Source organism: Weizmannia sp. FSL W8-0401, assembly GCF_038009125.1.
Classification (GTDB): domain Bacteria; phylum Bacillota; class Bacilli; order Bacillales; family Bacillaceae_C; genus Weizmannia; species Weizmannia coagulans.
In genome coordinates this window covers 323,921-336,393 of the sequence record NZ_JBBPAG010000001.1, presented here as the reverse complement: position 1 = coordinate 336,393, position 12,473 = coordinate 323,921, and the positions used below count along the sequence as shown (strand labels likewise).

At 45.2% G+C, this 12,473-nt stretch carries 9 protein-coding genes and 1 pseudogene; all 10 read right to left on the bottom strand.

The window, feature by feature from the left end; all coding sequences use genetic code 11:
- Nucleotides 1-574: 574 nt before the first annotated feature.
- Nucleotides 575-1,369 (bottom strand): fructoselysine 6-kinase, encoded by a 795-nt coding sequence (gene frlD, locus NSU00_RS01685; RefSeq protein WP_340703279.1) that lies wholly within the window; start codon nucleotides 1,367-1,369, stop codon nucleotides 575-577.
- Between the two features lie 135 nt (nucleotides 1,370-1,504).
- Nucleotides 1,505-1,708, bottom strand: a complete 204-nt coding sequence (locus NSU00_RS01680) for a hypothetical protein (protein WP_340703278.1) — start codon at nucleotides 1,706-1,708, stop codon at nucleotides 1,505-1,507.
- 533 nt (nucleotides 1,709-2,241) lie between these two features.
- A pseudogene (locus NSU00_RS01675) lies at nucleotides 2,242-3,069 on the bottom strand (ISLre2 family transposase); the annotation flags it as partial.
- Nucleotides 3,070-3,302: 233 nt separating this feature from the next.
- A complete protein-coding gene (locus NSU00_RS01670; RefSeq protein WP_340703901.1) occupies nucleotides 3,303-4,586 on the bottom strand; it encodes an IS1380 family transposase in 1,284 nt (427 codons plus the stop codon).
- A 204-nt stretch (nucleotides 4,587-4,790) separates the two neighbouring features.
- Nucleotides 4,791-6,254 (bottom strand): transposase, encoded by a 1,464-nt coding sequence (locus NSU00_RS01665; RefSeq protein ID WP_326242223.1) that lies wholly within the window; start codon nucleotides 6,252-6,254, stop codon nucleotides 4,791-4,793.
- Nucleotides 6,255-7,080: 826 nt separating this feature from the next.
- Nucleotides 7,081-7,725 (bottom strand): SDR family oxidoreductase, encoded by a 645-nt coding sequence (locus NSU00_RS01660; protein WP_340703277.1) that lies wholly within the window; start codon nucleotides 7,723-7,725, stop codon nucleotides 7,081-7,083.
- A gap of 120 nt (nucleotides 7,726-7,845) precedes the next feature.
- The gene (locus tag NSU00_RS01655) at nucleotides 7,846-8,079 is read right to left on the bottom strand and encodes a hypothetical protein (protein WP_041818660.1); all 234 of its coding nucleotides are present in this window, start codon (nucleotides 8,077-8,079) and stop codon (nucleotides 7,846-7,848) included.
- Between the two features lie 359 nt (nucleotides 8,080-8,438).
- Nucleotides 8,439-9,539 carry a phosphomevalonate kinase gene (locus NSU00_RS01650; protein WP_340702218.1) on the bottom strand — a complete coding sequence of 367 codons (1,101 nt, stop codon included), beginning with the start codon at nucleotides 9,537-9,539 and terminating at the stop codon, nucleotides 8,439-8,441.
- A gap of 358 nt (nucleotides 9,540-9,897) precedes the next feature.
- Complete coding sequence (mvaD, locus tag NSU00_RS01645; RefSeq protein WP_340703276.1) at nucleotides 9,898-10,878, bottom strand: diphosphomevalonate decarboxylase; 981 nt, start codon at nucleotides 10,876-10,878, stop codon at nucleotides 9,898-9,900.
- A gap of 401 nt (nucleotides 10,879-11,279) precedes the next feature.
- Nucleotides 11,280-12,224, bottom strand: coding sequence for a mevalonate kinase (gene mvk / locus NSU00_RS01640; protein WP_235801216.1), 945 nt, complete (start codon nucleotides 12,222-12,224; stop codon nucleotides 11,280-11,282).
- Nucleotides 12,225-12,473 lie beyond the last annotated feature (249 nt).

The following is a 12,473-nucleotide window of genomic DNA, read 5'->3' as shown; positions in this document are numbered from 1 at the left end:
GACATTGAAAAAACATGTATAGTTACAATACAAATTGTTACTTAGGGTACCGAAGTAGTATAGCTTGCGTTCTGCCGTTTGTTTTTATGGCAGAAACTTTGTTGTATTTTATTGACTGCCTAAATGGATGCTTTTTGGAGGCTATCCTATATACAAGTATACAAGTTTTTTACCGCTATAGTAGATTGTACCGTCCACTGATTACTGCATTCAACAAGCTGCTGGGGCAATATGATTGTCTTGCTCTTTATGAAAAGTCATTTTTTATGTATATAATTCCGGGTTTGCACGCTTGTGGAAATTCCAAAGTATTATGAAGTGGAAAAGCCAGTATAACGCGGATGGTTCACAAATGGAAGAAATGCGGATCATTGAGGAGATGCCGGGAACAGACCGGCATGAAAAGGTATTTAGACAACGGCGCCTGGTGAAAAGACCTACCAGAATTACCGTAATTTCCCTCAATTTTTGCCGAATAAGCCCCTCAATTGCAAATATATCGGCATCGGCTTATCCGTTTGCTCGTAAGAAGGCATGAAAAACCACCTCTTCCAATTAATAGTAGGGGCTCTCGTTACCAGGCACCTTTGTATTGAATCGTCACACTGCTGTTAAGCGCCCCCATATGCATACACTCTTTTACATCTTTTTCTTCCAGTATCCCTTTTAAAAATCCGGCAATAAAACTATCGCCCGCTCCCATTGTATCTATTACATTACAGGGAATGATCCCGCAACGGATAAATTTTTCTCCGTCATAGGAAATACTGCCTTTTTCTCCTAAAGTAACGGTTACAATCTCCGGACCTTTTTTATACATGTTCACCATAAAATCGCGGAGTTCTCGGGTTTCACCTTGATCTGACGCAAAAAAGGCGTAATTTACATGATTGATCGCCTTTTCAATGACAGGGTCATCTAATTTATCCGCAAAATCAAAGGCGATCGGCCTACCAAGGGAATGAAGATGTTCCAAATCATTTTCGATTTTCCACCATAAACCGCTAACAATAAGATCATGCCCCGCTAAAAAATCAATATCCGCATCGTTCAGCTTAAACTGTTCGAGGACGCCTTCATCATAATCTCCCAAAACTCTTTCACCATCTACCACTTCCACATATGTAATGGCTGTTCTTCCTGGCAAGACGCGGACATGGGAAGTGTCAACGCCTTTATGATTTAAAGCATCCACCATCAATTTTCCGTATTCATCATCACCAACCACACCTGTATAAGATACCTCTACCCCCAGCCTGGCTAAGTATACGGCAACATTAACAGGATTGCCACCAGGGAAAGCCTTTCCAATATTTTGATAGAAATCCACGCAGTTATCTCCTACTGCAGCTACTTTCATAATCATCATTTCCTTTCCTGCAAGCAGAAAGATCGAAAATACTTTTAACTTTTTAACTCGCTGGCAAAATAGACGTAGTCCGACCTTGCTACAGATTTAAAATATTCAACCGGCTCATCGTTTTCATCATATACTGTGCCTTCTCTAAAAAAAAACAGGAACCTCTTCCCCTACCATTAACAAATCCGATTCATCTTTATTGGTATAGGTAACCCCTATTTTTTCCATGCCTGAATGGAGAATTACGCAATGGTTAAATCCCCACATTTTGCACAGTTCCTGTTCGCTCAGGGGTTTATCCTCTGCTTTCAGTTGATTTTCCACAATATAATTTTCGATCTTTTCCATTACCACATCACTTGGACGAATATAAAAATTCCCTTTCGTCTCTAACCAGCCTTAATGATATTGATATCATTATACAATAAAAGCTGAAATGAATCGTGGTATGTGTCAAGTTTTTCTCGACAAGGTTTAAATATCGGGTATTCCAAGACACTCTTTTTGTACACTTTCGGCTACCGTGCTACGCTTGCTCTCCTGGCTTAGTGGAATTTTCCGGAATACCGTAATATTTCTGTATAAAGATTGTTAACAGGAGTGTTGAGGCGCGCGAAATTCACTCGCTTTCCGCGGGCGGCCGGCGAGCCTCCTCGCTCGTACCTCGCTGCGGGGTCTCTCCTGGCTCGCTTTTCCCGCAGGAGTCTCGTAAATTTCGCGCGCCTCAACGATCAGCCCCCACTGAGCCAGGCTTAAAACGAAAGCTCTAATATTTTGCTTAAATGCCCCATTGCCGATGAACTGCTTGAATGCAGGGAAACTGATCCGCGCTTTACGCCAATTGACGGGCTTACAGGCTGCTTGAATAGTTGAGACATCCTGATGGCTTGTGCAACGTGGTAGGTATCCAGCTGGTTGAGCACCGGAAATTCCGACTGTGAGAAAGCTGTTTGAAACCGTTCAGCTGTGTATCCCGCACCTCCATCACTGTTTGTAATGACATGCGCTTTTTCGAGGGAATAGGTGTTGGCAGCTGTGGCTTGGACTTCATCCCAAAATGTCTGAATGTGTTCCGTCGTCATGATGACTGTGGGCTGACGCAGTGAGACCCTTTTTCCATTGGTTTCCCAACCTTCATAGAGAACGGCATGGTGGACTTCCATACCCTGTTTCCTTTCCAGTCCCCGGATAAATACGCCATCTGCTTCGGAAAACAGGTAGTCTATCTTCTTCCCATCAGGCAGTGAAGCAGCTATTTCCATCTCTTCTACAAGGGCCTTGTCGGCTTCCGCCTGCGTTTTCCCTACGCGTTTCACCACTTCCCCAACAGTTGTATGACTAAGATTCACGGCTGTCCATTCTTTTAAAATATTAGATAGGTGTTCTCACTTGCCAACTCTGCCACCTTTAATTCCACTAACGGGCTATATCTCTGGTGGGGTACCAGCCCCAAGCATTCATCCAATGGATAATGTGAGTTCCCTCTCTTGTCACGCATTAATTGAACGTTTAAAAGTCACACTTCCAAATAGAAACTGAACGCTTCTGTTATCACTACGGCAGTACTCCCAGCCTTCCTCCAACTTCTTCTGTTTTATTGTCTGTTTTATTGTCTGTTTTATTGTTTTATCTAACTCCTCAAATACATCCCCAACCCATTGTGTAAAAACCTTCTGCATCAGAATTTTAATTTGTACTTCAAATTTCATAAGACTTTTTGTACCCTTTAATAATCCAGCAATTATTGATATAATCCCAAATTAAGAAAGTGCAAAACTTTACTAGATTGATGCAGGTAATTGGAATCATATGGAAAATAAATGGATAATATTATCAAAAATGGAATCACAACTGCCTATTTTTGGGTTATTAAGGCCACAGTTGCCCCCTCCCCACATTTGCGGGCGTTTCAATTTCCAGTATTCTGTTTCAGCCTTCACACTCAGTCAATCAGCCGTACACTTTGAATCATTTGCCGGAATGCCTTTTTATGGGCGTATGTTTCACAAATATTTAAAATGACACTTCGGCTGTGATAGACCAGCACGCCAGCCGCGTAGATGAATTCCCTCCGGAATCGCCTGATCGTATAAGAGCGATACGCTGGCGGACAGTGTTCTTTTTTAAAGATCTCGAATAAATTGTATGCCAGCAGTTTAATCAGCAGATCCATTTGGTTGGCGTCAAATGAATGCGTTGAAATCTTGCCCATCGAGAATCCATATTTTGACTCTTTGATGTAGTTTTCCATGCAAGCCCTTTGATTATAGAATCTCCAAATATCAATGGGTTCCCAGTCCATGTTCGTCACAATCGCTTCATACTTCCATAAAAAATCACAAGCTTGAAGCTGACTTTCCTCATATTTGTCAGCTTTACGAATTACCGCAACTCTTCTTGGCTTCTTCCAGGAACTTGCCTGGTAATCAACGGCTTTTCCCTCTATCACGGTCAATTCGTCGTCAACATAGCGGATCCACGGTGAATCATCGTTTTCAACCCTTTTTTTAAGTCTCGAAGTCCACCTCAGTTTGCCGGTATAGCCAATCCCACCGTTTTCCCAGTAACTGTAGAAATCTTCTCCACCAAATCCTTTGTCAAAACGGGCATAACGAATAGGGTAATGGGGAGAAAGCAGCTGATAGGTCTCTTCTGCAAAACCGAGTACCCCTTGAGAAGAATGGGAATTTCCCTCCCTCAGCCTGGCGTTTAAACAAAGACGGGATTTCCCTTCAAATACAAGAAGAGGGTGATAACTTTTTCTTCCCGGCTTGTAGGGATTTACTCCGACCCCTGCTTTTTCCTGGCCCCCATAGACGGTTTCCACGGTTGAATCAAAATCCAGAATGAGCTCCTTGTCAAGCCAGGGTTCAATCAAATCCATCATGCGTTCTTTGAATTCAAGATCAGCGCCCTCCAACTTTTCCAGCCTTAGCAGGTCTTTATTTAAAAGGGTATAGTGCGGGCATTTCTCGCCCATAAATGCCAAGATTAAAGGATCATCCTGCAAAGTCCGGAAATGAGATAGCCGGGAACAATTGGACAGCCAGCCAATCACCAGGTATATAAAGATTTTGCTTAAAGGATATTTGGCATTGTATTTTTTCAAGCAGTCAAAATCCCGGAAGGTCTGTTCAATCTTCATTCTTTCCAGAAACTGCAAAATCGGGAGCAGCCCGCTAAAATTCGTACTCTTCTTTAAGAGCCTCTGCCAAAATAAAAATATACACTTGAGCGAGGCTCTGGAAAATTAATTATCCCGATTTTTTTGCCTTTTCATCCAGATTTTCAATTCAATAGAAGTAAAACGGTCATTTTCCTTCAAAAAAAGGGCATACGTATCCCGCCTTCACAAAATGGGTTTTTTTCACTACCCTTTGTGGAAAGGAAACGCTCATTTTACTTATTCACATATCCACCTGTGAATAACTTAATTTGCTCTTTGCAGCCGATTGCGTGTCCATCCACAATTGGCCTTTCCTGTCTGATGGTACGCCATATTTGCCATGATGTGCATAGATATCATGCATCGATCTACATGAGCTTCAACTGCCTGTTTCCCACGCTTGTGAACACGACGGAGACTGTATCCGTCTTTTAAAATGCCAAAGATTCTTTCGATGATCGTCCTGGCACTATATAACACTTCAAATGTGCGACCATGTTGAGGCAACTCGACATCTACTTGAGGCGTTTGATCAAAGTCCATCCTAAATACTCTTCCTTGTGCTGCCCCATTACAACATTCCGCGTGATTCGCTAGCGGGCAGGTGAGACCTTCTTGCTTGGCATTTGGATGAAATACAGGACAAGTGTAAATATATTGCCCCTTTTCCCGATCAGATCCTCTAAGTTCCATTTTATGTCCACTGATACAGATGGGAGTGCCGTACCGGTTGATTTTTTCAATCCCTCGGGCGGTAGTTGGTTTATCTTTACGGTTCCGTGGATTGATCGGTGCCACCAATTTCGCCTGTAATACATCCTTTGTCACTTTTTGATTTTCCGGCGTTTGGTAGATTCCATCTGCCAGGATAAAGCTCAACTGCTCAGCCATCTCGGGGTGCTCTGTCTTAAACGTTTCCAATGTCGGTTCTAATGTTTTCCCATCGGGTGTATTTCCTTTAAATACTTCCCGCGTCAAAGGCAAACCGGATCTCACCCCGCATACCATTGATAATTTATGCGCAATATAGGAGACTGCATTACTTTTACGCATTACCCCTACATTGTCGTCCGTAAGGACTCTGGGGCAATCGCAATTACCCTCACAAGAACACGTCTTCCTTGTTTTATTCAAGGTTGCTTCTGCCTCTATATGCGATGTATCCACGGCGGCTGCTTCCTCATTCGTTTCAACCACGCCTTCCCCTTTATTATATTCAACAACCAATAGCCGGGCTTTTTCCCAAAGACCATTTGTTGTCATGATTTGATCAAAACGAGCAAAGGAACGATAGCTCGGAATTTTCTCCGTAAATCCACACATGGTGGCAAATAGCGGGTTTGATTTCACTTGCAAATAGACACTCTCCACCATCACTTCAATATACTGTAAAGAGGCCAGTTCAAAAGCACGAAAAAAGGGCATGAAAGGATGCGGTTTTCTCCCAGTGGAAGGGAGATGAAATAATGAAGACGCAGACTTGTCTTCTTCCTCCGTTATTGGAAATAGTGCCGGTTGTATTTCATTAGAATGATCATGTGCTCTTTCATTTTTTAGGTGCAAATATAAAAGGGTGTAGTATTCTCGTTCAATCGGCTTAAAAATCTCCCAAGGGAAACACATGGCTGGAATGACAAATGGTATATCGGCATAGTCTTGCCAATTGTGGGGAATCAAATTTTGTTGTATTGAAAAGTCTCTGGTTTGTGTTAGAATAGAAATAGTCATGAAATCACTCCCTGGATATTTGCTCGTACTTATATCTTAGCAAAGGAGTGGCTTTCATGGCTCTTTTTTTTCAAAAAAAATCATCCTTTTCCGTTTTACAATATTTTCCACAGGAATGAGTAGCCTAATCTATTGAAACTCGCCCAAAGCCTCAAAAAGTGATAAAATTCTGGCACTTATAATAAGCAAATTTATCCTATTAAAATCAAAAACTCACAATTTCTTTTTATATTTGTCATAATGTTCCTACAAACGTCTTTTTTCTTTAGTGGAATAAATCAACGAACTTTAATTGTCTGACTGCTTACAGTTTCAGGGGATATAGCATTTTGGCAAGGGCTCTTAAGTAAACCAAGATGTCATTTTTTAAAGACATTCCATGTTCACTCCCTTCGTATTCATTTCAAAAATTTTATCCTCATCATCACTCGTATTATAGCAGAAGATGCGGAAACTTTTCGGCAAAATCCGATGAAAATATTTTTCATATTGGAATAATCAAAAAAGTATGCAGAGCATTTGCCAAAATTCTTGGTTTTTCACCATTATTCTAGAAAAAATTTTCTTTCAGACTATGAAGAGTTTGGTTATGGCAAACGGAGAAATATAGAACAGTCAAATGGAGAAAATGCATCGGATGGTTGGGGTATGAAAAACAGCCGGCATAAGTTTTCAAGCGAAAAAAAGGAAAAAAGCAAAACACAAATGAAGCAGGGCTTGCTGAATGCATTCATCCAGCAAGCCGGGACATATATTAAACCCCCTTCTTAATGAAGCAGGGGGTAAGGAGTTTTCAACAATCGCTACTTTTTTGATTTGCACATTTCTATAAGCGTTTCAGCTCTTCCTCAATCGGTGTATTCCCCGAAACGAGGTCAAATGCTTTCCGGTATGTTTTCGGTTCGTCGAGGCTTGCAAGAATGGTGCGCGCGACGTCTTCACGCGGAATGGTACCGCGTTTTAAGTTTTCTGATGCTTCGACTTTTCCGGTACCGGGATCGTTCAGTAAGCCGCCCGGCCGAATGATCGTGTAGTTTAGCTTGGTCGACTGGAGCACGCGGTCTGCATAATGCTTGGCAACATAATACGGCTTGATGGCCTCGCTCCAGTTTTCGCGGTGGTGGGCCTGGAGCGCACTCACGATAACAAAACGGCTGATGCCTGCTTTTTCTGCCGCCTCCATCGTTTTCACCGCACCGTCCAAATCGACAAGTAACGTTTTGTCCGCGCCTGTGTGCCCGCCGGAACCAGCGGTAAACACAATGCAATCGCATCCCTTCGCCGCTTCCGCCAGCTCATCGACAGTACCTTCCAAATCGGATATGACCGCATCTACCCCTTTTTGCCTGAAAAATTGGGCCTGTTCTTCTTTCCGCACCATGGCGCGCGGGATATGGCGGTCACTTTTTTGTAAAAGGTCCACAAGGATTTTACCGATCTTGCCGTTTGCGCCAGCAACAAGTACTTTCATTCAGTCCATCTCCTTTCGTTTTTTTCTATTATTTCAAAAGGAGTATGGAGAAGCAAATGATTGAGAATGTATGTACTTGGGGTGGAACATCCGTTGTTCCACAGCAATCACGTAGGAGGCTCAATATATTGTAGGTATAAATACAATAACTGTAATGATTAATATTACAGGTATCAAATAGACCAGAATTTTTAATATTTTATTGCTGAGTAAGTCAGCTAATTGAATACATGTTATGCCTATAGAGATTGTTATTAATATTAGTCCTATAGAAGAGAGATCTGTAAAAAAAGCAAGGATTACACCTAATAAAAATAAAATTGTTGCTGTGAAACTCAAAATTTTCTTGTTCATTAAGAACCTCCTATAATATTTAAGGTGTGATATAGATTTCTATAATAGAAAAAATTATTGTCTTTTACCATAATTACAAATTCTTCACTGAATTTCTTTTCTGAAGATAATATCCTGATCACGCGAAAACCGGAGCGAGACCACCAAGCCTTATTATCCCTACAAGCATTTTTCCGATCTTTCCGTTTACGCCTGCAATAAGAACTTTCATCCAATCCATCTCCTTTCGTTTTTTTCTATTATTTCAAAAGGAGTATGAAAAAGCAAATGATTGGGAAAAGTGGGATGATACTTACTCGGCGGTGGAACTTCCGTTAATTCCACAAAAAAGCAAAAAATCCGCATTTTTTTGCGGATTTTCACTCCATAATGGACACACCTTTTTTAGAAATATGAAGCGCAAGCGGGGTAATGCCTGCCGCTTCCCATGCTGCTTTCAAGGCGGCAGCTTTCTCTTCCCCCGCTGCAAATGCAATGCCGCAGTCTCCGCCGCCCGAGCCCGATGATTTTCCGGCACCGAAACGGCCGGCAATGTCTGCAAGTTGCTTCAATGGCGCCGTTTCAATGGCGGTGTGGGCTGCTGCTTCAAGCTTCTGCAAAGCACGCCGGTTTTGCCGGATACTTTCAAATACGCCGGCCGCATCCTGCTGCATGAAACTTTCCGCCAGTTTATCCACTGCGGCGGTACTTTCTTGCAAAAATGCCGTGTATGTTTCGGTTGCCGCCTCCCGCAATTTGCCGATACGCTCCACCATCGGCCCGGTTGCCACCGCTTTCCCGGTCCAGCCTGTGCAAAAAATGAGGCCCGGGGGAAGTTCCAAATTGGAAATGGCCAAATGCGGCCATGTTTCTGCCAGCAATTCCGAAATCGTGCAGCCCGCTTCCAACCGGGAAAAAATCCAATCCGGCCTGAATGCGGCATATTTCAGCATGCCGCCGTACACGGAAGCAGCAAGATCCGCGCCGGACCCGTTGCCCTGTGTTTTCAGATGGGCCACGGCGGCCAGTTTAAAAATCGCTTCCTTCGTATCCGGCATCCCTTGATGGGCATGCAAAAGGGCGGCAAGGACGGCAGAAAGAATCGCTGCACTGGAACCGAGCCCGTATTTTTGCCCTGTTGCGGGATCATCCAATTCACTCGTTACCGTGATGTGAAGCGGGCGGAGCGGTATCGATTTTTCCGTAAGCAGCCGGTAAAAAACGGCGAGTGCATTTTGGATAAACCGGAGTTTCGAGTCATCGTGGTCAAAGCGGACTTCCCCGTTCTCCACACGCCACGCTGCATGCGAAATGCCAATCTGCGGCAAAGAAAAAAGATTCTCCGTGCTTTCTTTTACCTCTATTGTGATGTACCGGTCTACCGCGGCAACCACAGCAGGGCAACCGGGTTCAATGACCGCATATTCGCCGGCAATCATCAATTTGCCCGGCGCCTTTACTTGAAATTGCATCCCGTTCATCTCTTTCAATCCTTTTTAGGTCGGTTTACCCGTCAAATTTGCAAACATCGCGTCCAATGCCCGCCTGCTGCACCCGCTTTTGCGGACACATCCTCTGTCTAACTGGCGAACGGCAATCCGGGCGTTTCCCGCGTCAAAAGCAACCCCCAAGGTGTTTCCAAAAGCCGTGTGAAAAGGGTTCCATTCGCACAGCCGCAACCCGGTTACGGGCATGGCGCCGCCAAATAGCGCGAAACAGGCCGAAATGGTTTTTCAGCCGCAGCTGCAGAAGGAAAGCGGCATTTTATAATCACGAAAGAAAGCCCTAACATGGATGTTTTGGAGCTTCCCTGCCGGCGTTCCAAAGTCCCGGAAAAAATTAAAACGGGCCGTATTGAATGCCCGGACCCGGATGGCAAACCAGCACTTCGCGGACGGACGGGACGGCTGCAAGCGCATTGTACACCGTCTCTTCATCTTTTCGTTCACACAGCACTTTTACATTCGGCCCGGCGTCAATTGTAAAATAAGCTTCAATCCCGCGTTCGCGCAAAAGCGCCACTTCCTGCATAACATCGAGCGTCGCACTTTGCCAGTATAAAAAGGGCGGGTCGGCGCTGATCGTTGTCGCATGCATTTTTAACGCATTGGCTTCAAGCACGCGCCCCAAAAGCGAAAAATCGCGCGCTGCAATCGCGGATTTTGCGGCGGCCAAATCTTTTTCCACGGTTTCCATCCAGGCTTTATAAAACGGCGACGTGGTGACCGTCCGTTTCATCCCTTCCCTGCTCGAAATTTTTTTCTGCTTTGATTCCACCAGGCAAGATAAAATGCTGAGATTCCAATCGTCTTCGCCAAGAATCGGAACCGCGTACGAATCGGAACCATCCGCTTTTTCACCTTTTTGCCACTCAACAAAACCGCCGTAGATGCTGCGGCAAGCGGACCCGGAACCTTGGCGCGCCAAGATTGACAGCGTGCGCCCGTCCACCTCAAGGCCGAGCGCTTTAACGGCCGCAGCCGCAAGCGCCGCCATGCCGGATGCGGAAGAGGCAAGCCCGGCAGCGATCGGCACTTCGTTTTGCGATTCTATATATGCATATCTTTTTTCTCCCGCAAATGCCCTGATCTTATCCATAAAGCGGGAAATTTTCGCTGTTTCCGCATCCATGGCCGGTTTTCCGTTCAAAAAAAACACATCCGCTTTTAAAGCGGGATCATAAGCCACCTTTGTTGTCGTATAAAACCTGTCCAGCGTAATGGACAGGCTGCTGTTCATCGGGAGAAAAAGCTTTTCGTCCCGTTTCCCCCAGTACTTGATCAGGGCAATATTCGTATGGGCCCTCGCTGTTGCCTCCATCTTTCATCGTTCCTTCCAGTCAAAATGCCTTCCTGAGAGAGCTGCTTTGAAAAGGGCACCGTTCTGCCAATTCTATTCCCGCTGCCGGACAAAAAAGCGCTTTGGCCAACTGCCTCCAAAGGAAAATGCCTCAAACATTTTATGGCAAGAGGCAACTGCCCGCGATTCCCCATTCCCAGCAGCCTTCGCACCGCTGCCGGATAAAAGGGGCCCCTTTGCCAGCCGCTTTAACGGAAAATGCCTTCTCATGATCCGCCCGGCTTCAAAGGGCCACCTTCTTCCTTCCCATCACTGCCGGACAAAAAGAGCTGCCCGCTACAAGCAAAAACAGGCAGCCTCTTTCCATGAAGCATCTCCTGTTTACGGGGCTGTGCTATCATGTTTCTATTGCGGGATCACGGTCATCCTTCCAGCGAAAATTGCCATACTTGCGCGGCGCCTGCTTTTTGCAGGGCTTGGGCCACTGCTGAAGCTTTTTTCCTGCTTTCGGCGAGCGAAATAATGCAGCCGCCCCGGCCTGCGCCGGTCAGCTTGGCACCGAGTGCGCCGGCTGACCGTGCTGCAGCGCACAATGTGTTAAGCCCTTCGTCGCTGACACCCAAAACGGAAAGCTGTGCATGTGCTTCATTAAATAAACGGCCGAGATGCAATCCGTCTTTTTCAATCAATGCCCTTCCCGCTTCGTGCACGATTTCGCCTAAACGGCTGATGGCGGACTCCACCGTTTTCGGGTCAGAACCGCTTTTTTCACGGATGCTCCCGACCGCCATTGCCGTATTATGCACGCGCCCGGAATCGGCGACCACCAGATAAAACGGAAGCGAAAACGGAAGCGGCCGGGCCGCCTTCCCTTTTTCAAACCAGATCGGGTCATTGCTGATGACTGCCATCATATCGATGCCGCTCGGATTCCCGTGGGCAAAATTCTCAGCAATTTGGACAAACCGTTCAAGTTCCATTTTCGTTAATTGTTTTTCAAAAAAAGCATATAGCCCGCGGACAATGGCAACGGCAACAGCGGCACTCGAGCCAAGCCCGCGCCCGATCGGAATGGTCGATTCCAGTTTAATTGCCAAATTTTCGGCCGGCTTTTTTAACGTACGGAGGATTTCTTTGACACATGCCCTGATTCCGTGAAGCCTTTCCGGCGCTTTATCCAGCGCCCCTTTGTAAAACCAGCAGTCAATGGAGAGCGGGCCTTGTTTCCGGATGACTGCCGTTTCAATTTTCACATGATCGAATGGAAGCGCGATCGCCGGTTGCCCGTAAACGACAGCATGTTCCCCCGCTAAAATTAATTTTCCGTGTGCCGTCCCGGTTGCTGTATTGCCGGGAATTTTCATCATGTTTACCCCTCGCTTTCCCTTGCCAGACCGATGCGCGGTTTTCGGGAAAATTTTTTCAAAAAAGCCCTTCATTGTGCCGCTCCTTAAAAGGTGCCATACAGCAAAAAAGTCATCTATGTTATCCAGCGGTGAAGGAGTCGCTGGCAAACCTGTTTATCCTATTCAATCCAGTATCGCCACTTTTCGACAATGCCTATTTTATCGCAACAGGACGCGTGATGACAATGGTTTGGGCCTTGAGCATATATA

Coding starts and splice junctions, on each gene's coding strand:
- frlD (WP_340703279.1), bottom strand. CDS start 1,369: ATGATGATTATGAAAGTAGCTGCAGTAGGAGATAACTGCGTGGATTTC.
- NSU00_RS01680 (WP_340703278.1), bottom strand. CDS start 1,708: ATGGAAAAGATCGAAAATTATATTGTGGAAAATCAACTGAAAGCAGAG.
- NSU00_RS01665 (WP_326242223.1), bottom strand. CDS start 6,254: ATGACTATTTCTATTCTAACACAAACCAGAGACTTTTCAATACAACAA.
- NSU00_RS01660 (WP_340703277.1), bottom strand. CDS start 7,725: ATGAAAGTACTTGTTGCTGGCGCAAACGGCAAGATCGGTAAAATCCTT.
- NSU00_RS01655 (WP_041818660.1), bottom strand. CDS start 8,079: ATGAACAAGAAAATTTTGAGTTTCACAGCAACAATTTTATTTTTATTA.
- NSU00_RS01650 (WP_340702218.1), bottom strand. CDS start 9,539: ATGAACGGGATGCAATTTCAAGTAAAGGCGCCGGGCAAATTGATGATT.
- mvaD (WP_340703276.1), bottom strand. CDS start 10,878: ATGGAGGCAACAGCGAGGGCCCATACGAATATTGCCCTGATCAAGTAC.
- mvk (WP_235801216.1), bottom strand. CDS start 12,224: ATGATGAAAATTCCCGGCAATACAGCAACCGGGACGGCACACGGAAAA.